The 24,951-nt window shown below is 70.5% G+C and carries 28 protein-coding genes; 12 read left to right on the top strand and 16 right to left on the bottom strand.

Going from position 1 to position 24,951, the window contains the following annotated elements:
* The first annotated feature begins 75 nt into the window (after window positions 1-75).
* The 4 genes from VKN16_10520 to VKN16_10505 are packed head-to-tail and all read left to right on the top strand — an operon-like array spanning window position 76 to window position 3,508.
* Entirely contained in the window at window positions 76-261 is a 186-nt protein-coding gene (locus tag VKN16_10520) for a 4-oxalocrotonate tautomerase family protein (protein HME94638.1), read from the top strand.
* A 2-nt stretch (window positions 262-263) separates the two neighbouring features.
* The gene (locus tag VKN16_10515) at window positions 264-1,253 is read left to right on the top strand and encodes an LLM class flavin-dependent oxidoreductase (GenBank protein ID HME94637.1); all 990 of its coding nucleotides are present in this window, start codon (window positions 264-266) and stop codon (window positions 1,251-1,253) included.
* 51 nt (window positions 1,254-1,304) lie between these two features.
* On the top strand, window positions 1,305-2,276 hold the full coding sequence (locus VKN16_10510) for a glycosyltransferase (GenBank protein ID HME94636.1): 972 nt from the start codon (window positions 1,305-1,307) through the stop codon (window positions 2,274-2,276).
* Window positions 2,273-3,508, top strand: a complete 1,236-nt coding sequence (locus tag VKN16_10505; GenBank protein HME94635.1) for a threonine synthase — start codon at window positions 2,273-2,275, stop codon at window positions 3,506-3,508. The genes VKN16_10510 and VKN16_10505 overlap by 4 nt, the downstream gene beginning before the upstream one ends.
* Here the strand turns inward: VKN16_10505 and VKN16_10500 are convergent.
* Both VKN16_10500 and lgt read right to left on the bottom strand, forming a co-directional pair.
* Window positions 3,485-4,189: a site-specific DNA-methyltransferase gene (locus VKN16_10500; GenBank protein ID HME94634.1), complete on the bottom strand. Its 705-nt coding sequence runs from the start codon at window positions 4,187-4,189 to the stop codon at window positions 3,485-3,487. The genes VKN16_10505 and VKN16_10500 overlap by 24 nt on opposite strands.
* A 16-nt stretch (window positions 4,190-4,205) precedes the next feature.
* Window positions 4,206-4,991 carry a prolipoprotein diacylglyceryl transferase gene (lgt, locus tag VKN16_10495; protein HME94633.1) on the bottom strand — a complete coding sequence of 262 codons (786 nt, stop codon included), beginning with the start codon at window positions 4,989-4,991 and terminating at the stop codon, window positions 4,206-4,208.
* A 159-nt stretch (window positions 4,992-5,150) separates the two neighbouring features.
* On the opposite strand from lgt, the gene VKN16_10490 reads away from it, so the two are divergent.
* From VKN16_10490 to VKN16_10465, 6 genes are all read left to right on the top strand, one after another.
* Window positions 5,151-5,891, top strand: a complete 741-nt coding sequence (locus VKN16_10490) for a MotA/TolQ/ExbB proton channel family protein (GenBank protein ID HME94632.1) — start codon at window positions 5,151-5,153, stop codon at window positions 5,889-5,891.
* Window positions 5,881-6,315 carry a biopolymer transporter ExbD gene (locus VKN16_10485; GenBank protein ID HME94631.1) on the top strand — a complete coding sequence of 145 codons (435 nt, stop codon included), beginning with the start codon at window positions 5,881-5,883 and terminating at the stop codon, window positions 6,313-6,315. The genes VKN16_10490 and VKN16_10485 overlap by 11 nt, the downstream gene beginning before the upstream one ends.
* Window positions 6,312-7,196, top strand: coding sequence for a TonB family protein (locus VKN16_10480; GenBank protein ID HME94630.1), 885 nt, complete (start codon window positions 6,312-6,314; stop codon window positions 7,194-7,196). The genes VKN16_10485 and VKN16_10480 overlap by 4 nt, the downstream gene beginning before the upstream one ends.
* Before the next feature lie 18 nt (window positions 7,197-7,214).
* Window positions 7,215-8,561: a Tol-Pal system beta propeller repeat protein TolB gene (gene tolB / locus VKN16_10475; protein HME94629.1), complete on the top strand. Its 1,347-nt coding sequence runs from the start codon at window positions 7,215-7,217 to the stop codon at window positions 8,559-8,561.
* Between the two features lie 236 nt (window positions 8,562-8,797).
* The gene (gene pal, locus VKN16_10470; GenBank protein ID HME94628.1) at window positions 8,798-9,205 is read left to right on the top strand and encodes a peptidoglycan-associated lipoprotein Pal; all 408 of its coding nucleotides are present in this window, start codon (window positions 8,798-8,800) and stop codon (window positions 9,203-9,205) included.
* A gap of 20 nt (window positions 9,206-9,225) precedes the next feature.
* Window positions 9,226-10,140, top strand: a complete 915-nt coding sequence (locus VKN16_10465) for a tetratricopeptide repeat protein (protein ID HME94627.1) — start codon at window positions 9,226-9,228, stop codon at window positions 10,138-10,140.
* A 27-nt stretch (window positions 10,141-10,167) separates the two neighbouring features.
* On the opposite strand, the gene VKN16_10460 is transcribed toward VKN16_10465, so the two are convergent.
* Window positions 10,168-10,692, bottom strand: a complete 525-nt coding sequence (locus VKN16_10460; GenBank protein ID HME94626.1) for a hypothetical protein — start codon at window positions 10,690-10,692, stop codon at window positions 10,168-10,170.
* Window positions 10,693-10,768: 76 nt separating this feature from the next.
* Between VKN16_10460 and VKN16_10455 the strand changes: the two genes are divergently transcribed.
* Window positions 10,769-11,389, top strand: coding sequence for a CocE/NonD family hydrolase (locus VKN16_10455; protein HME94625.1), 621 nt, complete (start codon window positions 10,769-10,771; stop codon window positions 11,387-11,389).
* Here the strand turns inward: VKN16_10455 and VKN16_10450 are convergent, their stop codons facing one another.
* On the bottom strand, window positions 11,390-12,001 hold the full coding sequence (locus VKN16_10450) for a DUF502 domain-containing protein (GenBank protein HME94624.1): 612 nt from the start codon (window positions 11,999-12,001) through the stop codon (window positions 11,390-11,392). It lies immediately after the preceding gene.
* A gap of 9 nt (window positions 12,002-12,010) precedes the next feature.
* Here VKN16_10450 and VKN16_10445 point away from each other — a divergent pair, with 9 nt between their 5' ends.
* Complete coding sequence (locus tag VKN16_10445; protein HME94623.1) at window positions 12,011-12,769, top strand: SDR family oxidoreductase; 759 nt, start codon at window positions 12,011-12,013, stop codon at window positions 12,767-12,769.
* Here the strand turns inward: VKN16_10445 and VKN16_10440 are convergent.
* From VKN16_10440 to VKN16_10385, 12 genes are all read right to left on the bottom strand, one after another.
* Window positions 12,766-13,635 carry a diacylglycerol kinase family protein gene (locus VKN16_10440; GenBank protein HME94622.1) on the bottom strand — a complete coding sequence of 290 codons (870 nt, stop codon included), beginning with the start codon at window positions 13,633-13,635 and terminating at the stop codon, window positions 12,766-12,768. The two genes, VKN16_10445 and VKN16_10440, sit on opposite strands and share 4 nt — an antisense overlap.
* Window positions 13,636-13,652: 17 nt before the next feature.
* Window positions 13,653-14,336 (bottom strand): MBL fold metallo-hydrolase, encoded by a 684-nt coding sequence (locus VKN16_10435; GenBank protein HME94621.1) that lies wholly within the window; start codon window positions 14,334-14,336, stop codon window positions 13,653-13,655.
* On the bottom strand, window positions 14,336-14,713 hold the full coding sequence (locus tag VKN16_10430) for a hypothetical protein (protein HME94620.1): 378 nt from the start codon (window positions 14,711-14,713) through the stop codon (window positions 14,336-14,338). Before VKN16_10430 ends, VKN16_10435 begins: the two co-directional genes overlap by 1 nt.
* 55 nt (window positions 14,714-14,768) lie before the next feature.
* On the bottom strand, window positions 14,769-16,541 hold the full coding sequence (locus tag VKN16_10425) for a DUF4340 domain-containing protein (GenBank protein ID HME94619.1): 1,773 nt from the start codon (window positions 16,539-16,541) through the stop codon (window positions 14,769-14,771).
* Window positions 16,542-16,544: 3 nt separating this feature from the next.
* Window positions 16,545-18,128, bottom strand: a complete 1,584-nt coding sequence (locus tag VKN16_10420; GenBank protein HME94618.1) for a Gldg family protein — start codon at window positions 18,126-18,128, stop codon at window positions 16,545-16,547.
* Window positions 18,129-18,146: 18 nt separating this feature from the next.
* Window positions 18,147-18,914 (bottom strand): ABC transporter permease subunit, encoded by a 768-nt coding sequence (locus tag VKN16_10415; GenBank protein ID HME94617.1) that lies wholly within the window; start codon window positions 18,912-18,914, stop codon window positions 18,147-18,149.
* On the bottom strand, window positions 18,914-19,885 hold the full coding sequence (locus tag VKN16_10410; GenBank protein ID HME94616.1) for an ATP-binding cassette domain-containing protein: 972 nt from the start codon (window positions 19,883-19,885) through the stop codon (window positions 18,914-18,916). Before VKN16_10410 ends, VKN16_10415 begins: the two co-directional genes overlap by 1 nt.
* 49 nt (window positions 19,886-19,934) lie before the next feature.
* Window positions 19,935-21,611 carry a formate--tetrahydrofolate ligase gene (locus tag VKN16_10405; protein HME94615.1) on the bottom strand — a complete coding sequence of 559 codons (1,677 nt, stop codon included), beginning with the start codon at window positions 21,609-21,611 and terminating at the stop codon, window positions 19,935-19,937.
* Entirely contained in the window at window positions 21,577-21,990 is a 414-nt protein-coding gene (locus VKN16_10400; protein ID HME94614.1) for a thioesterase family protein, read from the bottom strand. Before VKN16_10400 ends, VKN16_10405 begins: the two co-directional genes overlap by 35 nt.
* Before the next feature lie 121 nt (window positions 21,991-22,111).
* Window positions 22,112-23,089: an ATP-binding protein gene (locus VKN16_10395; GenBank protein HME94613.1), complete on the bottom strand. Its 978-nt coding sequence runs from the start codon at window positions 23,087-23,089 to the stop codon at window positions 22,112-22,114.
* Between the two features lie 4 nt (window positions 23,090-23,093).
* Window positions 23,094-23,624, bottom strand: coding sequence for a bifunctional nuclease family protein (locus VKN16_10390; GenBank protein HME94612.1), 531 nt, complete (start codon window positions 23,622-23,624; stop codon window positions 23,094-23,096).
* 70 nt (window positions 23,625-23,694) lie between these two features.
* Complete coding sequence (locus VKN16_10385; GenBank protein HME94611.1) at window positions 23,695-24,909, bottom strand: MFS transporter; 1,215 nt, start codon at window positions 24,907-24,909, stop codon at window positions 23,695-23,697.
* Window positions 24,910-24,951 lie beyond the last annotated feature (42 nt).

Genomic DNA, 24,951 nt, shown 5'->3' with positions numbered 1-24,951 from the left:
GTCCTACTCGTTCAGCTCCAACTTCCCCGACGACGTGCGGCGACTCAAGTAACCCCGACACCCGAGGAGGCTTCCATGCCCAACATCACCGTGCAGTGGTACGCCGGCCGCACCGACCAGCAGAAGCGCGAGATCGTCGCGGCCATCACCGACGCGATGGTGAAGATCGGCAAGACCACCGCCGACCAGGTCCACGTGGTGTTCCAGGACGTGGAGAAGTCGAACTGGGGCGTCAACGGCGGGCTCGCGAGCGACCGCTAGCGGTGGCGGGACTCCAGGTCGGCTTCATCCCGATCGAGGGCGGCCATTACTACCGGGACGCCCTCGAGGAGGTCGTGCGCGCCGAAGACCTCGGCTTCGACTCGGTGTGGATGGAGGAGCATCACTCGGTCACCAACCACTACTGGCCCTCGCCGCTTCCGGTGCTGGCGGGCTTCGCCACCCGCACCAGCCGCATGCGCCTGGGCACCGACATCCTGGTGGCGCCGTTCTACCACCCGGTCCGGCTCGCCGAGGACACCGCCATGCTCGACGTGATGTCGGGCGGGCGGTTCGTGCTCGGCGTCGCCATCGGGTACAAGCCGGACGAGTTCGCGCTCTACGGCGTCGAGCTCGAGAAGCGGGGAGCCCGCTTCGAGGAGCAGCTCGCGATCATGAGCGGGCTGTGGACGCAGGAGTCGGTCTCGTTCGCCGGGACCTACTATCGGGTCGACGGCCGCCTCGAGCCGAAGCCCCTCACCCGTCCGCATCCGCCGGTGTGGATCGGGGGCTGGGGTGACATCACGCTGCGGCGCGCGGCCACCCTCGCCGACAACTGGGTGCCCGGCCCCACCGCGGACCTGGCGCGCCTGCTCGCGGGCAAGCAGCGCTTCATCGCCGACCGGCGCGCGGCCGGACGGACCGACGCGCTGACCGAGTGGCCGCTCACCCGCGACGTCATCATCGCCGACACCGATCGCGAGGCGCGCGAGCTGGCCGAGAAGCACATCATGATCTCCTACCGCAAGGAGTACGCGGGCGGCTGGCGGCATCCGTTCATCGACGCCTCCATCGCCACCGACCTCGACGCCCTCATGAAGGACCGCTTCCTCATCGGCGGTCCCGACCAGGTCGTCCGCGCGCTCAAGCCCTTCGTCTCCGAGTACGGCATGACCCACCTCATCTGCCGCGTGTTCTTCCCGGGCATGCCGCACCGGCACATCATGCGCGAGCTCGAGCTGATCGCGAAGGAGGTCCGTCCCGCCTTCGCCTGACCGGCGGGGCGAGCGCCGGACCGCCCGCCCCGCTGTGATACGCTGCGGCTCGTGCGCTGGCTGATCGTCCTGCCGTTCGCCCGGCCCGGCCACATGGGCGTGGACTTCCGCGACGAGCTGGTGGCCATGGGCCACGAGGCGCGGACCTTCGCCTATCGCCGGGACAACCCGCTCTACAAGAACCGCTCGACCAAGGCCACCTACCAGCTCTTCATCCTCCGCCGTCTCGAGCGCGCGTGCGTGGCGTATCGGCCGGACCTGGTGCTGGTGATCAAGGGCGGGCCGGTCACCCCCGGCCTGGTCCGGCGCGTGAAGGCGCGCATCGACACGCGCTTCCTCAACGTCTTCCCCGACAACCCGCTCTGGATGATCCCGTTCGAGTGCATCGAGGCCTACGACGCCTTCTTCACCAAGGAGCGCTACGCCCTGCGCGCGCTCGAGCAGGCCGGGCTGCGCAACCTGCACTACCTGCCGATGTACTGCGTGCCCGAGATCCACCATCCGGTCGAGCTCACCGCCGAGGAGCAGCGGCGCTACGCGGGGCCGCTGAGCTTCGTGGGCAGCGCCTACGCCTACCGCGAGCGCTTCGTGCGCGAGCTGCGCGGCTACCCGCTGCGCCTGTGGGGCGCGGGCTGGGACCGAGTGGATCTCCCCGAGGTGCGCGCGATGGTGGCGGGCGGACCGGTGTGGGCCCGGGCCAAGCTCGCGGTCTACTCCGGCTCGACCCTGTCCCTGAATCACCATCACCCGATGAACGACATCGTGGGGGTGAACACCCGCGCGTTCGAGCTGGCCGCGAGCGCGGCGTGCCAGGTGGTGGACGACAAGGCGGAGCTGGGCCATCTCTTCACCCCCGGTGAGGAAGCGGTGGTCTATCACGACCTCGCCGAGCTGCGGAGCCAGCTCGACTACTACCTGGCCCATCCCGACGAGGCGCGCGACATCGGGGAGCGGGCCCGCAAGCGCGCCCTCGCCGAGCACACCCTCCGCCACCGGATCGAAGAGATCATTTCCGTGCTATGACCGCCCGCTCGTACGCGACGGCACTCCGCTGCATCGACTGCGACGCCGCGTACGATCTCGGCTATCGCCTCGAGTGCGCGGCGTGCCACGGCCTCCTCGAGCTGCAGTACGACTGGGAGGCCCTCCGCGCGGCCGGCCCCGCGGTCTTCGAGGGCCACGGGCTCTGGCGCTACGCCCCGGTCCTGCCCATCGCGGATCCGGCGCACCGGGTGTCCCTGGGCGAAGGCGCGAGCCCGCTGCTCGATTGCCCCGCGCTGGGCCGAGCGCTCGGGGTGCGACGTCTGCAGGTGAAGTTCGAAGGCAGCAATCCCACCGGCACCGTGAAGGACCGCTCCTCTCCGACCGCGGTGGCCGCGGCGCTGCAGTTCGGCTTCCGCGCCACCTCGGTGGTCAGCTCCGGCAACGCGGGCTCGTCGGTCGCCGCCTACTCGGCGCGCGCCGGGCTGCGCTCGCTGATCTTCGCCTACGAGCGCACCTCGGCCCCCAAGCTCCTGCACATGGCCGCCGCCGCGACCGACCTGGTCCTCTACCAGGGCGTCTACGACGACCTGATCACGCTGTGGGACCGATTGGTCGAGGAGCGCCTCTTCTGCGACTGCGGCGCCTCCCGCAACGCCTACAAGCACGAGGGCAAGAAGACGCTCGCCTACGAGATCGCCGAGCAGTCGGGCTGGCGGGTGCCCGACGTGGTGGTGGCCCCCACCGCGGTCGGCGAGACCTTCATTGCCACCCATCGGGGCTTCGTCGAGATGGAGCGCCTCGGCTGGATCCCGCGGCGGCCGCTCATGGTCGCGGCCCAGGCCACCCGCGCCAACGCCATCGCGCGCGCGTGGCGGGAGAAGCGCCCCCTCGAGGCCCTGAAGATCGGCTACACGGTGGCGGAGGGGCTTGCCGCCGGCAATCCGGGCCGCAAGGGTGACTGGGTCCTGCGCATCCTGAACGAGACCGGCGGGGTCGCCGGCGACGCCGAGGACGAGGAGATCCTCGAGACCCAGCGCCTGCTCGCGAGAACGGAGGGCATCTGGGCGGGGCCGACCGGTGTGGCCGCGCTGGCGGTCCTGCGCCGGCTCCTCAGAGACCGCGCGGTCGATGCCGGCGGCACCATCTGCGTCATCGTGAGCGAGACCGGCCTGAAGACCGAGGCGCATGCGCCGGAGCGACGGGCCACCGCCTTCGACGAGGCCTCGCTGCGCCGGCTGGTCCGCGAGCTACTGGGCGGTCCGGCGCGCTGAGCGCGCCGCCTCGGCGACCGGCCGAAGGCGGAGCCGGCGCGCGGCCAGCGAGGCCATCTGAGGGTCGCGCTCGACCCCGATCCACTCGCGCCCCAGCGCGACCGCGACGCGCCCGACCGTCCCGGCGCCCGCGAAGGGATCGAGCACCGCGCCCCGCCGGGCGGACATCTCCAAGATCCCGCGGAGCACCGGGTCGGGCGTCGCGTCCCACAGGCTCTCCGGGTGCGAGCGCGGCAGCGGCAGCGCCCAGCACAGGGTGTGACCGTCCGGACGCACCGGTCGGTCGGCCTTCCGGAACCGCAGGAGATAGTTGACCCGGTTGTCCCACCGCTCGCGCGAGCGCACCTGCGCCCACAGTCCCTTTGACTGCAGGCGAAAGCCGCGCCGTCTCAGGGCCGCGGCCACGAGCGCGTCGACGCCGACCCACTCGATGCCGTCGTGCCGGTCGCCGATGACGAGCCAGAGATCGCCACGGTCGGCGAGCACGCGGCGCCACTCCCGGGCGAAGCCTGCCGCCAGCTCCCGGGCGTAGCGCTCGGCCCGGGCCCGGCCGCGGCCGCGGACCCAGTACGGAGGAGAGGTCACGATGACCCCGACGCTGCCCGTCGCGATTCCGCCGAGCCGCCGGCTGTCGCCGACGAATAGCCGAACCCGACCGTCGCGGCTCGCATAGCGCTTCACCCCGGGCGGCCGACGGTCAGGCGGGACGCTGACGCTGTCGCAACAGGAGCGGCACGCCCACCGCCGCCACCGCCATGCCGACCAGGCTCACCACCTGCGCGATGCGGAGCGAGCCGAGCATCAGCGGGTCGATGCGGAGGCCTTCCGTGAAGAGACGGCCGACGGAGTAGAGGCCCAGGTAGGCCAGGAACAGCGCGCCGGGCGCCCGTTTCAGCCGGTCGCGCAGCACGAAGAAGAGCAGGAGGAAGACGACCAGGTCCCAGAGCGACTCGTAGAGGAAGGTCGGGTGAAAGAACTCCGACTGCGCGTACTGCAGGGGCCGGTTCGGCGGCGATATGAAGAGCTTCCACGGCAGATCGGTCGGACGTCCGAACGCTTCCTCGTTGAAGAAGTTCCCCCACCGGCCGATCGCCTGGCCGAGCGCGAGGCTGGGCGCGGCCACGTCGAGGAATTGACGCAGCGGCAGATGCCGACGCCACGCGTACGCCCCACCGACGAGCACGCCCGCGATCACCCCGCCGTGGATCGCAAGACCGCCCTCCCAGACTGCGAAAATCTTTCCCGGAAACTGGCTGTAGTAGTCGAGGTTGAACAGCACGTAGTAGAGGCGGGCCCCCACGAGTCCGCCCAGCAGGGCCAGCTCGGCCGCCTTGAGCAGGCTCTCGGGATCGAGGCCGCGTCGACGCGCGTCGCGATGGCCGAGCCACAGCCCCAGCGCCATGGCCAGCGCCATGAGCACGCCGTACCAGCGGAGCGCGATCGGCCCCACGTGGAGCGCGATCGGGCCCGGCGAATGGAACATAGATGGCTTATACGGCGGCGGGTCGGGGCTGTCAATAATTCAGCGACTTTTCAGGCGTTTTCCCTCCGAATTTGTTGACACTCCGAAAAACGCTCCGGTATCATCAAATGAAAATAGTTCTGCATCGTCATCATTCACCCACCCGAGAAGGAGACCCGAGTGCCAGGGCCAGGAAGCGTCAACGGCGGCGTTGCGGATCTCGTCCTCAGCGCCGGACCCGTCGCCAAGTTCATCCTGTTGCTGCTCGCGATCTTCTCCGTCGTCTGCTGGGCCCTCATCGTCGAGAAGTGGTGGGAGTTCCGCAAGATCCGCCGCGAGTCGCTCCGCTTCCGGCAGATCTTTCGCGAGGCTCGCCGCTTCTCGGTGGTGTACGCGGCGGCGAAGAAGCATCGCGACAGCCCGTTGGCCCAGCTCTACGTCGCGGCGGGTCAGGAGCTGGTCACCGCCTACGGCAGCGCCGACATGGTCGACCACGTGCTCGACGACCCGGAGGAGGGGCTGCCCTCCGAGCGGCTCGACGCCTCGAGCCGGGCGCTCCGGCGCGCCGGATCCTCCGAGATCGGGCGCATGGAGCGCTACCTCCCGTTCCTCGCCACCGTGGCCAGCTCGGCGCCCTTCATCGGCCTGTTCGGCACGGTGTGGGGCATCATGACCGCCTTCCAGGGCATCGGGCAGCAGGGCTCGGCCAACCTCGCGGTGGTGGCCCCCGGCATCTCCGAGGCCCTGATCGCGACCGCGGCCGGTCTCGGCGCGGCCATCCCGGCGGTCATGGGCTACAACTTCTTCGTGAACCGCACCAAGCACTGGGCGATGGAGATGGAAGGCTTCACGCTGGACCTGCTGAACGCCTTCGCCCGTCCGGTGCAGAAGGCGGCGCGGGTGTCCAAAGATGGCCATTAAGGTCGACGAGACCGACAACGGTAGCAGCTACCGCATCGGCGGGACGCTCGCCGAGATCAACATCATCCCGCTCGTCGACGTGACGCTCGTGCTGCTGCTGATCTTCATGCTCACCGCCCCCCTGATGTACCGCGGCATCGACGTCAACCTGCCCAAGACCGCCGGCAAGCCCACCGCGACCGAGGAGCGGATGGTCCTCACGCTCACCAAGGAGCAGACCATCTACGTCAACGACAAGCTGGTTTCCCTCGCGTCGCTCGAGCAGTCGTTGCGGGACCTGTTCAAGAACCGGCAGGACAAGACCCTGTACCTGCGGGCCGACCAGGCCCTGCAGTACGGCTTCGTCGTCGAGACCATGGACCGCATCCGCCGTTCCGGCATCGAGAAGCTGGGCATGGTCACGGAGCCGTCCCGCGCTCGATGAGCACCACGATGGCCGCCCGCCGCTACCCGATGGGGCCGCGTCCTGGCCCGCGCCCCGATCCCGGCCTGCGGCGGCTCGGACCGGCGCTGAGCGGGCGGCGCCTGCCGATGGCCGCGATCTTCTACTCGGCGCTCGGCCACATCCTGTTCTTCGGCGGGATCATGGCGTTCGTGATGTGGAGCGGCTGGCGACCCGAGAAGGTCCAGGTCGTCAACCTGGTGCCGATGGTCGCGGCGGTCGGGGTTCCCAACGCGCCGGTCGCGCCGGTCGCCCCTCGTCCGCAGGCGCCGGTCGCCCCGCGTCCGCCCGACCCGGAGCCTCAGCCGAAGGCGCCGACCCCGCCGCGCGAGGCGCCGCCCCGCGAGACGCCGAGCCTGCCCGCGCCGTCGCTGCCGACCGCGCGTCCGCTGCCCCCGCGCGCGCCCACGCTCCCTCGCCCCGGCGAGAAGGAGCTGCCGCCGCTGGCGACCCCGCCGTCGGGAGCGAAGCGCGGCGAGAAGACCGCCGAGTCGGCGCGCCCGCAGGAGTCCGCGTCGCTCGGCGCGCCGACCGGCGTCGTGACCGGGTCCGGCGCCCTCACCCTGGACGTGGGCGACTTCCCGTACGCGTGGTACCTGCGTCAGGTGCTGCAGAAGGTCGAGTTCGAGTGGCAGCGCCAGAACCAGCCGGCGGAGCCACCGCAGAAGCCGCAGATCTACGTCGAGATCCAGCGTGACGGCTCCATCGGGCCGCCCTCCATCCACAAGAGCTCGGGCAACGCGTTCTACGACAACGCGGCTCTCCGCGCGGTCATGAGCGCGAGTCCCTTTCCGAAACTGCCAGACGACTGGACGAAGCCGTCGCTCCGCATCCTGTTCACCTTCGATCTACGTCGTGGCTGACAGTGACATGGGTGAGTCATGCACAACCTGATGCGTCCCGGACGTCCGCTCGGCGCGCTGGCGGCCCTGGTGGTGCTGGCCGCGCTCGTCGGCGCGCTCTCCTCGCCGCCGGCCGCGCGATCGCAGGCCGCCGACGTGCTCCTCAACGTGCTCGCCACCGGCGCCAAGAAGCTCAACATCGTGATCCCCAACTTCACGCTGGTCGCGGGCACCGACCCCGCCGGGCTCGGCAAGAGCCTGCCCCTGGTGACGGCCCGGGACCTCACGTTCTCCTCGCTCTTCAGCGTGGTGACCGAGGTGCCGCCCATCGCGGCCGGCGATCCCGCCGCCCTGCGCGCCGCCTTCGGCAACTTCGCGGCGGCGGGCGCGCACGCCGGCCTGCACGGCCTGCTCACCCTGCGGGGCGACCGCGCCGAGGTCGAGATGCGGCTGCACGACCTGACCTCTCCCGAATTCCGGCTGATCGGCAGCAAGAAGGTCGAGATGCCGACGAACCAGGCGCGCCGCCTCGCTCACAAGATCGCCGACGAGGTGGTGATGCAGTTCACCGGGGAGCTGGGAATCGCCGACACCAAGATGGCGTACGTCGGCGTGGTGTCGGGCCACAAAGAGCTGCACATGATGGATTACGACGGGGCGAACCCGACCCGCGTCACGTCGAACAACTCGATCAACCTCTCGCCGGTGTGGAGCCCGGACACCCGCTCGCTCGCCTTCACGTCGTACATGCGCGGGTACCCGTACCTCTACCGTATGTTCCCGTTCGAGAACCGGCCGGTCCAGGTGCTCGCCGGCTTCCTCGGCATCAACACCACGCCCGCCTTCAGCCCGGACGGCCGCACGGTGGCGCTCACCCTGTCGCGCGACGGGAACCCCGAGGTGTATCTGCTGACCCTGGCCACCGGCGCCTTCCGTCGGCTCACCACCTACGCGGGCATCGATACCGAGCCGACCTGGTCGCCCACCGGGCGCGAGATCGCCTTCGTCTCCGAGCGGGCGGGCGGCGCCCACGTCTTCGTCATGGACGCCGAGGGAGCCAACGTGCGGCGGGTCACCCAGTCCGGCTTCAACACCCAGCCGCGCTGGTCGCCGAAGGGCGACACCATCGCGTTCACCTCCCGACAGGGGAACTTCGACCTCTGGGCGGTGAGCCCGGATGGATCGAACCTGCGTCGCCTCACCGCGGGCCCGGGCAACAACGAGGGCGCCTCGTGGGCGCCCAACGCGCGACATCTCGTGTTCCAGTCCAATCGCTCCGGCAACTATCAGCTCTACACGATGCTGGCCGACGGCAGCGAGCAGCAGCCGCTGCCGCGAGGAGCCGGCGAATCAACAAGTGCTTCTTGGTCACCGCGTCTTCCGTGATAGGATGACTCGGTGAAGCGCGGGGCGCACTGATTCTGACGAAGAAAACAAGGAGGATGTGACTCATGGCGCATCGATGGGGAAGCGCGCAGCTGCTCGCAATCCCAGTCCTCGCCCTCTCTCTATTCCTCGTGGGGTGCCCGAAGCGGCCCGCCACGACCGCGGCCTCGGCGCCGGCTCCGACCGGCACGCCGGCTCCATCCTCCCCGGCGCCGTCGAGCCCATCCACGCCCTCGATGACCCCGGCCCCGGCCGCGCCCGCGACCGCGGCGCCCGCCACGCCTCCGCGCCCGAGCGAGTTCGCGGAGAACGCGAACTTGAAGGACGTCTACTTCGATTTCGACAAGTACGACATCCGTGCGAACGACGCGAAGATCCTCGACACCAACGCGGCGTGGCTGAAGACCAACGATAACCTCGTGCTGATCGAGGGCCACTGCGACGAGCGCGGCACCAACGAATACAACCTGGCCCTCGGCGAGCGCCGGGCGAAGTCGACGATGAACTACCTCGTCTCCCAGGGGGTGCAGGCCAGCCGAATCACGATCATCTCCTACGGCAAGGAGCGCCCGGTCTGCACCGAGCACACCGAGGATTGCTGGGCCCGGAACCGGCGGTCGCACTTCCTGACCAAGTCTCGCTGAACCCGATCGGGGACCATTCCGTGCGCAGGACGCTGACGAAGGGGAGCCACCGGCTCCCCTTCGTTGCGTCCGCGATCCTCGCGGCCGGAGCGCTGGCCGTCGGGGGCTGCGCCGACGTCTCCGGGGATGCGCTCCAGCAGGACGTCGCCCAGCTTCGCCAGGACCTCAACTCGCTCACCCTCAACGTCCACCGCAGCCGCGGCGACACCGAAACCGTGGTGGGCCAGATCGATCGACGCACCCGCGAGCAGTCCGCCGAGACCAACAAGCAGCTCTCCGCCCTGAATTCCCGGCTCGACGCGCTGTCGCAGGACGTCGCGCGCGTTTCCGCCCGCATCGACGATCTCTCGCAGCGGGTGGAAACCCTCGCGCGCCAGCCGGCTCCGTCGGCAGCCCCGCCGCCGTCGAGCGGCGCCGCTCCCTCGGGGGGATCCGGCGCGATTCCCCCGCCCGCGCGCACCGGCGCGGGACCCGGCCCCGCGCCGGCGATCGCCGCGGTGCCGGCCCCCGCGCGGGCCGGCGCGTCCGCGGAGGAGAGCTACCAGGCCGCGTATCTGGACTTCAGCAAGGGCCTCTACCCTCTCGCCGTCTCCGGCTTCCGTGACTTCCTCCGCCGCTTTCCGGACTCGCCGCTCGCCGACAGCGCGCAGTACTGGATCGGCGAGGCCTACTTCAGCATGGCCCGCGCCACCGCGAGCCAGCCGGACAAGGCCCGCGAGAACATGGAGCAGGCGGTGCAGGAGTTCCGGAAGGTCGTGGTCGCGTACCCGCGCGGCAGCAAGGTGCCGACCGCGCTCTACAAGGAGGCGCTCGCCCTCGTCGAGCTCAAGCAGACCGCGCTGGCCCAGTCCAGGCTGCAATACCTCGTCGACCACTTCCCGCAATCCGAAGAGGCGCCGCTGGCCAAGGAGCGGCTGGCCGGTCTGAAGGAGTAGCGGGGTCCGCGCCGCGCGGCGCGGAGGCTACGATTGCTCGTCCTGTTCGGCGGGGTTGAACACCCAGATCACGGTCACGTCGTCATCCGGGTTCGAGAACACCATCACGCTGCGGTTCGGATCCGAGGTCGACACGTCCTGCACCTCGACGGGCGCGGCGATCGCCCGCGACACCGGAGCGTGAACGCTCGGCCAGAACACCAGGACGATGGCCAGCGTGGAGATCACCAGCCCGCTCAGGGCCACTCGGGGATGACCCCAGACCGGCTTCCAGTAGGGCAGCCACCAGGCGTCGCGAACCGGTGGGGGCGTCTCCCGGGCGATCCGGACGCGAACGGCCGGCCAGAACTGAGACCAGTCCGGATCCGCGACATCGGTCTCGGCGCTCCGAATGAGAGCCCGCAGCTCCCGGAGGCGCTCCACCTCGCGCCCGCAGCCCCGGCATCCTGCGACGTGCTGCGCGGCCCACCGGCCCATCCACGGGCCGAGCCCGCCATCCACGAGGCGCTCGAGCCGGGGACGATTCCAGAGACATCCGGGTGACGGCATCATGAAAAGTATACCTGTAGGCTGTGACGGCAGCCGGCCCTTGAATATTCCCGAGCCAGCCCCTAAGGTCGGGAATCGTATGGAAGAAGCGACCACCGTCGCGGTTCCGGGCGGGCCGAGCCTGGAAGCGCGCCTTCAAGGCCTCGACACTCCCGTCGGCGGGTTCGTTCTCTGCCACCCGCACCCGCTCTACGGCGGCGATATGGACAACCCGGTCGTGATCCGGGCCGCCGAAGTCGCCCGGGCCACCGGCTATGCGACCCTGCGCTTCAACTTCCGGGGCGTCGGGGCCTCTGAAGGCATCCACGACAAGGGCCTCGGCGAGCAGGACGTCCGGGCGGCCATGGCCACCCTGGCGGCTCGGCTCCCGGCCGGCGCTCCGGTCGGCGTCATCGGCTATTCCTTCGGAGCGCACGCGGCGGCCCGGGCGACCCGGCCCGGCGACGCCCCGCTCGGCCTCGTCGCGCCGCCGCTCGGCATGTACGACTGGGCCTTCCTCGGGCGCGGCGGGGGGCCGGTCCTGCTCACCGCGGGAACGCGGGACGACTATTGCCCGGCCGCGGCCCTGCATCGGCTCGCCGAAGCGACCGGCGCGCAGGAGCGCGTCATCGAGGGCGCCGACCACTTCTTCTTCGGGAAGCTCTATCCGCTGGGCGAGGCGATCGCGGCCTGGCTGGCGTCGATCCGCCCGGCCGCGTGATCAGAGCCGCTCGCGCGGGAGCCGCGAGGGGGTGGCGGTCCCGGCGGAGAGGATGATGCGGATGCCTTCCTCGACGGTGAGCCCGGTGGGGAGCGTGTCCTCCTTCGGCACCACGATGACGTCGCCCAGGTACAGGTTGTTGGTGGGCACGAACACCGTCACCATCTGGCGCTTCCCTTCGACCCCCTCGATCAGCAGCTCGGAGGTGACGAACCCGAACACGTATTCGCCCTTGCGCGGATGCTCGGCGAGCACCACCGCCTTGAACGAGTTGCGCTTCTGGGGCGAGAAGGATTCCAGCAGCTGCTTCACGGACGGGTAGATGCTGCGGAAGATCGGCACGTGGTCGAACAGCATCTCGATCCGGGCGAGCACGCGGCGCCCGAACACGTTGCGCGCGATGAGGCCCATGATGAAGATGATCACCAGCGCGGTCAGGAAGCCCAGGCCGGGAATGCGCCGGCCGATCATCTGCGTGTACACCGGGGAGAAGAAGTCGTCGATCGCGTTCCAGAAGACCCACAGCAGCCAGGCGGTGGCGATCGCGGGGACGGTGGAGAAGAGCCCGGTGATGAACCGGACCTTGATCCAGTTGCGAAAACTACCGGACATATCCAGCCGATGAGACCATACGCCCCCGGGCAAGTCAAGGAACTGACCGGCCGCGTCGCCCTCGTCACCGGCGGCGCCCAGCGCGTCGGGCTCGAGATCGCGCGCGCCCTCGCCGACGCGGGCGCGGACGTGGCGATCGGCTACCGGCGCTCCGCCGCGGCCGCGCGCGCGGCCGAGCGCGAGCTGCGGGCGCGCGGGGTGCGGGCAGTCGCGCTGCGCGCGGACATCGCCCGGCCGGCGGAGGCGCGCGCGCTCGTGGCCGCGGTGGCGCGGCGGCTGGGCCGGCTCGACATCCTGGTGAACAACGCGGCGGTCTTCTTCCGCACGCCGGTCGAGACCACCACCCCCGCGCAGTTCGACCGGCTGATCGCGGTGAATCTGCGCGCGCCCTTCTTCTGCAGCCAGGCCGCGGCACGGCTGATGGGCCGACGGGGCGGACGCATCGTCAATATCGCCGACGTGGGCGCGGTGCGCGCGTGGCCGGGCTACGTGCCGTACGGCGTCTCCAAGGCGGGCGTGATCATGCTGACCCGCGGCCTGGCCGCCGCGCTCGCGCCCCGCATCCAGGTCAACGCGGTGGCCCCGGGGGTGGTGCTGCTGCCCGAGGGCTTTCCCCGCGAGTCGGGCCGGCGCCTGGCCCGCCGCATCCCGATGGGCCGCCACGGCACCCCGGCCGACGTGGCCCAGGCGGTGCGCTTCTTCGCCACGTGCTCGCCCTACGTCACCGGCCAGGTGCTGTTCGTGGACGGCGGGATGTCGGCGGTCTAGACGAGCAGCCGGAGCGCGCCCGCCTGCGCGGTGATCTCGAGCGGCAGGCCGCCCGCGAGCTCGCCGTCGAGCTGCAGCGACGATGCCCCGGGCATGTCCACGCGGAAGGCGGGAGCGCGCCAGGAGCGCACCTTCCGGTTGGCGAGATGGCCGCCCCAGAACACGGTCGGCAGCCAGAGAGCCAGCTCGGCGCGACCGAGCCCCCCCAGCACGACGACGTCGAGCAGGCCGTCGTCCACGCGGGCGGCGGGCGCGATGCGCATGCCGCCGCCCAGGTGCGACCCGTTGCACACGAGCACGCTCGCCGCCGCGCCGGTCCACGACTCCCCGGCCGGCCCGTCGACGACCGCCTGCGATGGCCGGTAGTCACGCAGGCTGGCGAGCACCGCGGCCGGATAGCGCAGCCGCCCGCCCGCCGTTCCGGCCCGGCGGACAACCAGCGCATCGAACCCGACCCCGACCGCCGCGATGAAGAACCGCCGGCCGCCGGGCCACGCCGCCAGGCCGAGATCGCGCGAGACGACGTGCCCCTCCGCCAGTCGCCGCACCGCCCGGTGCGGATCGCGGAGCAGGCCGAGATTGCGGCAGGCATCGCGGCCGCGCCCGGTCATCACCGCGCCCACCGTCGCCGGGTGACTCTCGCGCAGCGGTGTCACCCCGTTGACCACCTCGTTGAGCGTGCCGTCGCCGCCGACCGCGACCACCAAGGGCACGCCGGCGCGCGCGGCCTCGTCGGCGAGCGCGGTGGCGTGGCCGGGCCCGCGCGTCTCGGCCACCTCGAAGGCGAGCGCGCGGCGGGCCAGCGTGTCGCTCAGCCGCGGCCACAGCCGCCGGGTGCGGCCCCCGCCGGCCGCCGGGTTGACGATGAGGAGGGCGGAGCGGGCTATGTGCGGCCGACGCGGCCGCCGCCCATGACCTGCAGGAACTCGGTCATGGACGCGAACCGCATCATCGGATTCTGACGCTTCTCGGCGCCGATGGTGGTCTGCGAGCCGCCGTAGTTGTGACCGGGCAGCACCACCGTCTCCTCGGGCAGCGCGCCCAGACGCTGGGTGAGCGACACGTACATCTCACTCGGGTCGCTGCCGGGCAGGTCGGTGCGGCCGCACGAGCGGATGAAGAGGGTGTCGCCCGAGATCAGGCAGCCGTCGATCAGGAAGCACTGCGAGCCCGGAGTGTGCCCGGGGGTGTGGACGAAGGTGAGCGGGATCGCGCCAACCTGCAGGGTGTCGCCGCCCTCGACCTTGACGAGATCCGAGCCGAAGCCCTTGAGGAACTCGCGCTCGGCCCGGTGCACGTAGACCTTGGTCGGATGCCGAGCCAGCAGCTCGGCGACGCCCGGGATGTCGTGCCCGAACAGGTGACCGCCCACGTGGTCCTGGTGCGTGTGGGTGACCAGCACGCCGGTCAGCCGCATGTCGTCGGCCGCGATGAGGTCGGCGATGCCGTCGATCTCCCAGGCCGGATCCACCACCACGCACTCACGGCTCGCCTGGTCGCCGATCAGATAGACGAAGTTCTGCATCGGGCCCAGCTCGACCTGCTTCAGGTACAGCCCCTCGGCCATCAGTAGCCGATCCAGACCTGCTGGTAGTACCCTCCGGCGACGACCTGGGGCTGATAGCCGCCGCCCACGAGAATCCCGCTCTCGGTGACGTAGCCGGGGACCCACACGTAGGTGGTGTAGGTGGTGGGCACCCACTGATACGCCCAGTATCCGGCGGCGCAGCACGGGCTGGTCACGATCGGGGGTGGGTAGCGGGGGCGATGCGGTGGGCGCACGGGCACGCCGCGATCCGGCTGGGGAGTGACCGCCGCCGGCGGCGGGGTCATCGCGAAGGGATTCGGAGCCAGCACGGTCGGCTTCAGCACGTCTCCCGCCGATGCCACGACGGGCGTCATCGACAGCAGGACCAGAGCCAGCACCACGGCCACCGTCTTCATATCCCCTCCGACGAACCGGCGGATGACCGTATTCTGGGCCGCCCGGAGGGGGCGGTCAAGCCGGGATCTCGGCGCGAGCCTTGCGCACGTCCTCCAGGTCCTTGCTGGACATCGCGTACACGCCGGGCTGGGACTTGAGCTTGACGTAGGTCACCGCGCCGTCGGTCCGCCCGACCAGGAGCGTGGCCAGCTCGGTCCCGTCGGCCTTCCACACCGTCACCTCGAGCTCGGGCTTATCGAGGCCGAACTTCGCGTCGTCACCGCCCTTCGAGGCGATCTCCTTCCAGCGGAGGCCCCGGAGCGAGACGAGCAGGCTCGCGACCTTGCCCTCCTTGGTGCCGCCCTTCACCGGCTCGACCTGCTTCCACTCGCTCTCGCCGCTCTTCTCCACGACCAGGGGCTTGTCGCCGCCGGTCACGCGGGCCCGCTTCACCTCGCTCGGCTCGAACGCGGGGATGAGCGTGCGGTCCCGCAGCTCGGAGACGGCGGGGGTCAGCTCGGCCAGGGCCTTGCCCTCGACGAGCATCACCGGCCCCTCTCCCTGCACCGCGGCCACCGCGGTGGGCTTGCCGCCGCGCTTCTCCGCGGAGGGCTGCAGCAGAAGCGACTTCGGCTCCTTCGCGCCGGCTTCCCAGAGCTTCACCACGACCTCCGGACGGCTCAGGAAGCGCCCCGCGTCGCCCGGCGACTCGGAGAGGAACGCCAGCGCGCGCAGGTCCCGCACCTTCCAGAGCAGCTGGGTCACCGCCCCGCTGTCGGCCCGGAGCGCCTCGGGCGCGGTCAGCTTCCATCCCGCGCCGTCCTTCTGGATGACGATGACGTCCTTGCCGTGGTCGACCTCGACCTTCTCGAGCTTGTCGTAGGCGTAGCTCACCACGACCTTGTCGCGCAGGGCGGCCACGTTCTTGGGAAACGCGGTCCAGAGCGCGTCCGCGGTGAGGATGACCCCCGGCTCGCCGTCGCGCTTGACGTAGACGCCTTTCTTGTCGGGCGCGGCGCGACCGACCAGGAGCGTGCGCGAGGAGCGGTCCTTGTCCTTGCCGATCCACAGGGTCACGCGCGCCGGCTTGTCGAGCCCGAAGGGCTGCAGCGACTTCGGCGCGTCGTCCACGAACTCGGTGGCCTTCGCGCCCTCGAGCTTGTCGAGGAACTCGGCGATGATGTCGGGGTCGGCGCGCAGGGCGCGCGGCTTGACGATCCGCCACTTGCCCGGCTCGTCGGCGGCGAGGCTGATCTGGTCGCCCTCGACGTCGAGGTCGATGCCGGTGACGTTGCGCCGGTCGAAGGCGATCACGCTGCGGTCGCGGAAATCGGCGACGGGCCGCGTGGCGTCGCGGGAGACGCTCTCCGAGAGCGTGATGACCGCGGGCTTGCCCCCCTCGCGCGCGTACACCCACACCCCGGTCGGGTTCTTGCTGCCGACCGTCAGCACCAGCGGCTGGGCCTGCCCCTTCACCTCGAGGCGCACTTCGGTCTGCGGCGGGTCGAGGCCGAAGTCGGCGGGCTTGGCCGGGTTGGCGTCGATCTCACGATCCATGCGGGCGGTGGCGAGCGTCGTCACCAGGTCGTCCACCACCGCCCGATCGCCGCGGGCCTTCACCGGCTCGAGCATCTCCCAGCCGTCGCCGGTGCGCTTCAGCCGCACGGTGCCGTCGGGGCGCACCAGGGTGACCGCCTCGACGTCCTTCGGCTCGACCGTCCAGATCCGCCCCTTGGCGGACTCCGCCTTCTCGCGTCGCGGGTTCAGCCAGTAGGTGTCGTAGTAGAAGAAGCCGCCGAGACCGGCGGCGAGCAGCAGCAGGACGACGATGGTCTTCCAGCCGGCCATGGGCTAGCGCGCGCGGCGCCGCTGCATGACCACCGCGATGCCACAGATCAGCACGGCTCCCGGCAGGACCAGGAGCGGCAGCCCCAGGACCAGATTGGATTGCGCGGAGGTCAGCACCACCGGATTCTGCTTCGGATCCTTGGCGCGGATGGAGATGAGATCCTCCTCCTCCGCGAGCCACGACACCACGTTGAGGAAGAAGTCGCGGTTGCCCTGCGCACCCAGGAACTGGTTGTCCGCGAAGTCGGCGGTGCCCACCACCACGATGCGGGCCTTCGGGGCCGGCTTCTTCGCGCCCTCGCCCGCGTCGGCCTTGGGCTCTCCCGGCACGTCCACCGTGGCCACCACCGCCACCGACAGCGGCCCCGTCTTCTCGCTCGGATCCGGGGTCGCCTTGCCGGTCTGGAAGACCGTCTTGTCGGTCTCGCCCCAGGACTGGCGGCTGGTCTGCGCCAGCGGCGAGGCCTGCACGCCCTTGGGCATGGACTTGGCCGGAGCCACCGAGCGGGTGAGCGGGAACAGGGTCATGATCCCGCCCATGTCCTTGGTGATGGGATGCGGATCGTACTGCCCGACCACCGGCACCAGCGGCCCCACCCCGAACAGCTGACCGAGCGGGTTCAGCTCGATCACCACGTCGTCGTCCACCACCACCCCGTACTTGCTCAGGTGCTTGACCGTCGCGTCGGCCTGGAACGGGCCCGACATGTAGAAGACCTTGCCGGCCTTCCCGATGTAGCCGTCCAGGGCGGCCAGCTCCTGCGGGAAGAGGTCGGTCTTGGGCGCGGGCACCATCACGATGCTGGCATCGTCGGGAATCTTGGGATCGCGGGCCAGGAACAGCTCCTTCACCTCGTAATTCGCCTTCTCCATCTGCTCCTTGGCCTGGCTGAACCCCCCGCGGTCGGTGGCTCCGATCTCCCGCTCGCCGTGGCCCTTCACCACGTAGATCACCCGCTTGCCCGCGCGGGTCACCTTCACGATCGCGTTGGTCAGCTTCTCCTCCTCGGCGTCCAGCACCTTCTCGGTGCGGACCTGGCCGGGCGGGCCGCCCTCGAGCACCACGGTGCCATAGCTCTCCACGCCGTACTGGCGCGCGAGGGCGGGCGCCCGGTCGGTGTCCTCGAGCCGCCACGTGAACTTGCCGCCCGAGTAGGTCGCGTACTGGGCGAGCAGGTCCTCGGCGGTCTTCTTGCCCGGGGTATCCGATCGGAAGAACGCGATGGCGCTCACCGGCGACTTGAGGGTGCGCAGCACCTGGATGGTCTGGGGCGAGACGCTGTTGCGCTTGTTCTCGGTGAGGTCCCAGCGCGTGTTGTGGCGGAACGAGATCGCATTGGCCGCCACCACGATGCCCAAGGCGAGCAGGGCCATCACCGCCGCGCCGGTGCCGTAGCGCACGGTGCGGGTGCCCATCGCGGTCTGCGCCTCGCGCGCGTTCAGGATCAGCGAGAGGAGCAGGAAGGCCACCCCCGCGGCCAGGAACACCCAGCGCGCCGGCACTCCCGGATAGAAGAGCCAGAGGCCCGCGGCCACCAGCAGGCACACGACCGCGGCGGACACCGCGTGGCGCTTGATCAGGCCCATCGGATCACGTCCACGAGGCTAGCCCTTCCATCGCTTCGAGTCGAGGGAGCGCAGGGTGAGGAACAGCGCGAGCGCCACCCCGCTCACGTAGTACACGAGGTCCTTGGTGTCGATGAGCCCGCGGGTGAAGCCGTCGAGGTGATCGCCGATCGAGAGGTACTGGAGCACGCCGCGCAGGGTGCCGCCCGCGAACTCGGCGCCCCATCCCACGATCCAGAACGCGAGCAGGATGCCGAACGTGCCGAAGCCGGCCACGATCTGGTTCTCGGTCATCGAGGAGACCAGGACGCCGACGGCCAGGAATACCGCGCCGGTCAGGAGCAGCCCGAGATAGCCGCTCAAGATCGGCCCCCACTCCACCTTGGTGAAGTAGGCGACCAGGCCCGGATAGAGCAGGGTCAGAACGAGCAGCAGGGCGAAGAGGGCCAGGGAGGCCAGGTACTTGCCGGCGAGCACCTCGCCGTCGCGCACCGGATAGGTCAGCAGCAGCTCGATGGTGCCGGAGCGCTTCTCCTCGGCGAAGAGGCGCATGGTCAGCATCGGGATGAAGAACAGGAGCACCACGCTCATGTTGGTGAACAGCGGGCGCATCACGTTCTCGATCACGTTGAGGTTCTGGCCGAACTGCGGCTGCATGAACGAGCGCATCGACGCGTCGCTGTAGAACAGGAAGATCTGGCTGAAGAACCAGCCGGAGATGAGCAGGAAGAAGGTGAAGACCACGTAGGCGACCGGCGAGCCGAAGTACAGCCGCATCTCCTTCTTGAAGATGGGCAGCCAGCCCATCAGCGCGCCTCCTCGGTGGCGATCACCTCCACCGAGTCCTGCTCACCCGCGACGACCCGGATGAATACCTCCTCCAGACTCATGCCGACCTGGTGCAGCTCCTGGAGGGCCCAGCCCTTGCCGGTGACGAGCCGCACCAGATCCGGCCGCACGTCGCGGTCGCGTTCCGCCTCCACCAGGAAGCCCACCGCGCCGTCGCGAGAGGCCAGCGGCTCGATGCCCACCACTCCCGGCACCGCGCGCAGCGCGCCCGCCACGTCGCCGGTGGCGCCGGCCACCCGCACCTCGATCCGCGCGGAGGGGAAGGCCTGGCGGACCAGGTCGGACTCGGTGCCCTGGGCCACGATGCGTCCACGATTGATGATGATGACGCCGTCGCAGACCATCGAGACCTCGGGCAGGATGTGAGTGGACAGGATCACGGTGTGCTGGCCGGCCAGCGAGCGGATCAGCGCGCGGATCTCGGCGATCTGGCGCGGATCGAGCCCGATGGTCGGCTCGTCGAGGATCAGCACCTCCGGATCGCCCAGGAGCGCCTGGGCCAGCCCCACCCGCTGGCGATAGCCCTTGGAGAGCTTGCCGATGAGACGGTTCTGCATGTCGGTGATGAAGCAGCGCTCCATCACGTCGGCCACCCGCCCCCGCCGCGCGGCGCGCCCCACCCCCTTGATCTCGGCCACGAAGTCGAGGTACGAGGCGACCGACAGGTCGGGATAGAGCGGCGCGTTCTCGGGTAGGTAGCCGATGCGCCGACGCACCTCGAGGGACTGGGAGAACACGTCGAAGCCGGCCACCGTCGCGGTGCCGCCGCTCGCGGGCATGAAGCACGACAGGATCTTCATGGTGGTGGACTTGCCCGCGCCGTTGGGCCCGAGAAAGCCCACGATGCGGCCCTTGTCCACGCTGAACGACACGTCGTGGATGGCCTCGACCAGCCCGTAGCGCTTCGTGAGATTGTCGACCTGGATCATGGATGCGGTCCGGTTTCCGCCGGAACCGTCGGTCAGTATATCACGCGGCTCAGAAGAGCCCGGTGATGACGCCCGCCGGAGTCACGTCCACCTTTTCCGCGTTGGGCCGCCGCGGGAGGCCCGGCATCGTGGTGATGTCGCCGGTGATCGCGACGAGGAACCCGGCGCCCGCCGAGATGCGCACGTCGTTGACCGTGATCTTGAACCCGCGCGGCCGGTTCAGGAGCGTCGGATCGTCGGAGAGCGAGCGCTGGGTCTTGGCCACGCAGATCGGCAGCCTCCCGTAGCCGAGACTCTCGGCCTGGGCGATCTGGCGCTCCACCCGCTTGGGGTATTCGACACCGTCGGCGCCGTAGACGCGGCGGGCGATCGTGTCGAGCTTCACGGTGATCGGATCGTCGAGGGAGTAGAGCGGCTGGAACGCGGAGCGCTCCCGGCCCAGGAGCGCGAGGAGGCCGTGGGCCAGCGCCTCGCCCCCCTCCCCGCCCCGCCCGAACACGTCGGCCACGTGCGCCTCCACCCCGAGTCGGGCGCAGCGCTCCGTCACCGCCGCGTACTCCCGCTCGGTATCCGACGGGTAGCGGTTCAGCCCGATCAGCACCGGCACCTTGAACTGGCGCACCGCCTCCACGTGGGCCTCGAGGTTGTCGAGGCCGGCGGTGAGCGCGGCCACGTTCTCGCGGTCCAGCTCCGGCACCGGCACGCCCCCGTGGTACTTGAGCGCCCGCGCGGTGGCCACGATCAGGGCCGCGTCGGGCTTGAGGCCGGCCAGGCGGCACTTGATGTCGAAGAACTTCTCGGCCCCGAGATCGGTGGCAAAGCCGGCCTCGGTGAGGCAGATGTCGCCCAGCTTGAGGGCCAGGCGGGTGGCCAGCACCGAGTTGCAGCCGTGGGCGATGTTGGCGAAGGGCCCGCCGTGCACCAGGGCCGGCGTGCCCTCCATGGTCTGCACGAGGTTGGGATGGATCGCGTCGCGCAGGAGCGCGGCCATCGCCCCGGTCACCCCGAGCGCCTCGGCGGTCACCGGCTTGCCGGCGGCGGTCAGCGCGACCAGCATGCGGCCCAGCCGCTGCTTGAGATCCATCAGGTCCTCGGCCAGGCAGAGGGCGGCCATGATCTCGGACGCCGAGGTGATGAGGAAGCCCGCCTCGCGCGGCACCCCGTCCATCCGCCCGCCGAGGCCGACCACCACGTTGCGCAGGGCGCGGTCGTTGACGTCGAGGATCCGCTTCCACGCGACCTGGCGCACGTCGATGCCGAGCGGGTTGCCGTGGTGGACGTGATTGTCGATGGCGGCGGCGAGAAGGTTGTGGGCGGAGGTGATCGCGTGGAAGTCACCGGTGAAGTGCAGGTTGATGTCGTCCATCGGCACCACCTGCGCGCGACCGCCGCCGGTGCCGCCGCCCTTCATGCCGAGCGTGGGTCCGATCGACGGCTCGCGCAGCGCGATGACCGGGCGGGACCCGATGCGCCAGAGCGCCTGCCCGAGCCCGATGGTCATGGTGGTCTTGCCGTCGCCGGCCGGCGTCGGGGTGATCGAGGAGACCACCACGAGCTTCCCGTCGGGGCGATCGCGGCGGGCCGCGAGGGCGTCCACGTGCACCTTCGCCTTGTCGCGGCCGTAGGGCATCCACTCCTCGGTGCCCAGGCCGAGATCGCGGGCGATGTCGGCGATCGGGCGGGGCGCCCGCTCAGCCGCGGGTCGGGACGGGGTCGAGGTCGGCATCGGGCATGATCTCCTTGAGCCAATCGGGGATGGGAATCATCTGGGCGGTGGCCGGATTCCAGCACGCGTGTCGCGTGAATCCGGTGGCCACCGACTCCCGGGCTTCGTTCCGGATCTCGTAGGTGAAGCGGAAGCTGGCCCGCCGGCGCTCGCTCACCCGTGAGGTGATCTCGAGCAGGTCGTCGAGGCGGGCCGGCTTGACGTACTTCACGTACGCCTCCACCACCGGCAGGTGCACGCGCTCGTTCACTCGGGACATCGGCCAGCCGCAGCCGCGCAGGTATTCCACGCGGCCGACCTCGAAGTAGGTGAGATAGTTCCCGTAGTAGACGACCGACATCGTGTCGGTGTCCTTGTAGCGCACGCGCAGATGCGTCACCGAGGGCATCGACGCGGATGTTACCAGACGGCCGGGGTCAGGTCTTACATTCCGACATTTTCTCGCTGGCCGACGAGGCCTCGCGGGGCGGAAATGTCGGAATGTAAGACCTGACCCCGATCTAGAGGTACTGCCCGTAGCGAATCTTCTCGACCACCGCGCGGATGCGGCGATAGACGTCGACCTGGCGGAGGAGGTCCTGGGTGGTGACGAGGCCCGGCTCCAGCCCCTGCCCGGCGGCGTGCACCTTCTCCTCCAGCGCGCGGCGGAGGATGTCCCGGATCTCCCCACCGCTCATGCCCCCCATCGGCGGCAGCAGCACGCGGTAGTCCAGCTCGGCCACCAGCGGCCGGCCCGCGTGGTGCTCGGCCCGTAACCGCGCCAGGGCCAGGATCTGCTGCTGCGCGGCCCCGTCGGGCAGCGGCACCTCCACCAGGTGATCCAGGCGTCCCGGGGCGACCAGCGAGGGATCCACCGCGTCGATCCGCGCGGTGGCCGCGATGATCACCAGGCGGGAGAAGTCGTCGAGGGTGTCGATCCGCTCGCACAGAGCGGCCACGATGCGCGCGCCCGCCTCGCGCGCCTGGGCGGGCGGCAGCAGGTGCTCGAGGCCGAGCGCCTCGGCGTGATCGAGCAGCACCACGCCCTTGCCCTGCTCCCTGGCCAGGCCCAGCACCTCCTGGAGCAGCTCGCCGGTGTTGGGCCCGAACTTCGAGGTCAGGGTGCCGAGATTCAGGTGATAGAAGACCGCGCCCGCCTCGGTGGCCAGGGCCCGGGCCAGCAGCGTCTTGCCGGTGCCGGGCGAGCCGTAGAGCAGCATGCCCTTGGGCGGGATGATCCCCCACGTGCGGTACAGCTCGGGATCGGTGAGCGCGGTGATGAAGTTGCGCACGAGGCCCTTGGCCTCGGCGAGCCCGCCGATGTCGTCGAACGACGTCTCGGGCTTGACCTGCACGTCGACGCGCCCGGTCAGCTCGGCGAGCTTCTCCCCGAGCTTGCTGAAGATCTCGCCGATGCGGCGCTGGATCGCCCACTGCTGCCCGTCGGCGTCGACGGACGCGGGGACCGGGACGCCGTCGCGCGGAGAATCGGGGGCCACGCGCCTAGATCCGCTCGCCCGCGCCGGGGCTCGGCACGCGATCGGCCTTCTCGAACACGCGCTCCTCCGCGAAGACGGGCGCCTTGGCCCGGATGGCGAGGGCGATCGCGTCGGACGGCCGCGAGTCCAGCTCCATCGGACTGCCCCCCACCGTCAGGTACAGGGTGGCGTAGTAGGTGTTGTTGCGCAGGTCGGTGATCACCACCTTCGACACCGCGACCTGGAGCCGGCCGAACAGGGTCAGGAACAGGTCGTGGGTGAGCGGCCGCGGCGGCGTGATGTGCTCGAGGGGAACCGCGATCGCGGTGGCCTCGGCCGCGCCGATCACCATCAGGAAGCGCCGCTGCTTGTCGCGCTTGCTCTCCAGCAGCACCCCGTGCTGGCCCCGCGGATCACTGAAGACACCGACCACGCTGACCTCCTGCGCCGCGCTCCCGGCGGGCGGGGCGATCTCGCTCGGTTCTCGAGCGCCCGCGAGCAGGAGCCCGAGCGCGAGCAGCAGCACGACGCGACGGAATGGGCGGAGCCTGGCCATGTCGGACCTCCCGGACGCAACGTGCGAGCAGTATCGGCCCGCGCTCCGGGGCGTGTCAACCGCGCGAGCGTCAGGAGGCGGCGGGCGCGGGCGCGGCCGCCGCGTAGCCCACGCGCAGTCGCGTGCTCAGCAGCGAGCCGATCACCAGCAGCAGGGTGAGCGCGGTCCACATCGCCGAGTAGCCGAGCCCGTGGGCCACGTAGCCGAAGGCGATCGCGCCGGTGGTGTTGCCGACGAGGATCACCGAGCTGAAGATGCCCACCGCGCTGCCGCGCCGCCGCTCCGGCGTCACGTCCATGAGCAGCGCCGACATCGCGGGGTACAGGAAGCCGTGCGCGCCGCCGGCCAGGAACCCGGCGAGGAACAGGAACGGCAGCACCGGCAGCCCGAGGGCGGGACGGAACAGCAGGGCCACCACCGCGATGATGCCGGTCGCGGCGGCCTGCACGAACATGCACGGGATGATGACCGCGCGGCGGCCGCGCACGTCGATCAGGGTTCCGCCCAGCACGCGCACCAGCATCGCGGCCACCGCGTAGGCGGTGTAGAACAGCCCGACGCTGGTGACGCCCAGCACCTCGCCGAAGGTGGGCAGGAACGTGAAGACCGTGCCGGTGCCGAGGCCGAAGAAGAACCCCAGCGCCATGTGCATGTGCCGCACCTCGAGCAGGCCCTCCTGGATGACCTGCAGGCCGGGCCGCGCCCCGAGGGCGGCCGGGCGCACGTCCCGCACGCTCCACGACGAGGCGGCGGCGGCCGCCGCGATGACCGCGGCCGATGCGAAGAAGGTGGGAAAGCCGAAGCGGCGGATCATGAGCTCGCCGAACAGCGGGGCCAGCGACGTGGACACGAGCCCGGAGAGGCCGAAGATGCCCAGGGCCCACCCGCGCCGCTCCACCGGGACCATCTCCACCACGTGGATGTAGTTGGAGACGAAGAACGCGGAGAAGGCCACCCCCTGGAGCGCGCGCAGCGTGCCGAGCAGCGGCAGCGGGCTCGACACCACGAAGAGCGCGCAGGAGACGACCAGCAGCGCGCTGCCCAGCCGCATGAAGAAGCGCCGGCCGAGATAGTCGATCAGCGCGCCCACCACCGGCTGGCAGACGATGCCGGCCGCGCTGTAGAGGCCCTGCACCAGTCCGATATCCGCCTCGTCGCCGCCGAGCCCGTGAATGTACAGCGGCAGCAGGAGGAAGCCGTTCAGGGCGCCGAAGAAGAGGAAGTTGGTGAGCATGATCCGGGCGAACGGACCATGGGTCAGGAGCTCGAGGGCGGAACCGGTCACGCGCGTTGCGAGGGAATCGACCGCGACAGTAGAATGGCCGGC

This window comes from Candidatus Methylomirabilota bacterium (genome assembly GCA_035315345.1).
Taxonomy (GTDB): Bacteria; Methylomirabilota; Methylomirabilia; order Rokubacteriales; family CSP1-6; genus CAMLFJ01.
Note: the sequence above shows the minus strand (reverse complement) of the source record. Positions and strands in the feature narration are given on the sequence as shown.

Bases quoted from the DNA above. Each gene is read 5' to 3' on its own strand.
- VKN16_10415 (HME94617.1), bottom strand. From the start codon at position 18,914: ATGGGCTGGCTGCCCATCTTCAAGAAGGAGATGCGGCTGTACTTCGGC.
- VKN16_10425 (HME94619.1), bottom strand. From the start codon at position 16,541: ATGGCCGGCTGGAAGACCATCGTCGTCCTGCTGCTGCTCGCCGCCGGT.
- VKN16_10430 (HME94620.1), bottom strand. From the start codon at position 14,713: ATGAAGACGGTGGCCGTGGTGCTGGCTCTGGTCCTGCTGTCGATGACG.
- VKN16_10455 (HME94625.1), top strand. From the start codon at position 10,769: ATGGAAGAAGCGACCACCGTCGCGGTTCCGGGCGGGCCGAGCCTGGAA.
- VKN16_10405 (HME94615.1), bottom strand. From the start codon at position 21,611: ATGCCGACCTCGACCCCGTCCCGACCCGCGGCTGAGCGGGCGCCCCGC.
- VKN16_10410 (HME94616.1), bottom strand. From the start codon at position 19,885: ATGATCCAGGTCGACAATCTCACGAAGCGCTACGGGCTGGTCGAGGCC.
- VKN16_10480 (HME94630.1), top strand. From the start codon at position 6,312: ATGAGCACCACGATGGCCGCCCGCCGCTACCCGATGGGGCCGCGTCCT.
- VKN16_10445 (HME94623.1), top strand. From the start codon at position 12,011: ATGAGACCATACGCCCCCGGGCAAGTCAAGGAACTGACCGGCCGCGTC.
- VKN16_10450 (HME94624.1), bottom strand. From the start codon at position 12,001: ATGTCCGGTAGTTTTCGCAACTGGATCAAGGTCCGGTTCATCACCGGG.
- pal (HME94628.1), top strand. From the start codon at position 8,798: ATGACCCCGGCCCCGGCCGCGCCCGCGACCGCGGCGCCCGCCACGCCT.
- lgt (HME94633.1), bottom strand. From the start codon at position 4,991: ATGTTCCATTCGCCGGGCCCGATCGCGCTCCACGTGGGGCCGATCGCG.
- VKN16_10520 (HME94638.1), top strand. From the start codon at position 76: ATGCCCAACATCACCGTGCAGTGGTACGCCGGCCGCACCGACCAGCAG.
- VKN16_10485 (HME94631.1), top strand. From the start codon at position 5,881: ATGGCCATTAAGGTCGACGAGACCGACAACGGTAGCAGCTACCGCATC.
- VKN16_10435 (HME94621.1), bottom strand. From the start codon at position 14,336: ATGGCCGAGGGGCTGTACCTGAAGCAGGTCGAGCTGGGCCCGATGCAG.
- VKN16_10505 (HME94635.1), top strand. From the start codon at position 2,273: ATGACCGCCCGCTCGTACGCGACGGCACTCCGCTGCATCGACTGCGAC.
- VKN16_10420 (HME94618.1), bottom strand. From the start codon at position 18,128: ATGGGCCTGATCAAGCGCCACGCGGTGTCCGCCGCGGTCGTGTGCCTG.
- tolB (HME94629.1), top strand. From the start codon at position 7,215: ATGCACAACCTGATGCGTCCCGGACGTCCGCTCGGCGCGCTGGCGGCC.
- VKN16_10460 (HME94626.1), bottom strand. From the start codon at position 10,692: ATGATGCCGTCACCCGGATGTCTCTGGAATCGTCCCCGGCTCGAGCGC.
- VKN16_10390 (HME94612.1), bottom strand. From the start codon at position 23,624: ATGGCCAGGCTCCGCCCATTCCGTCGCGTCGTGCTGCTGCTCGCGCTC.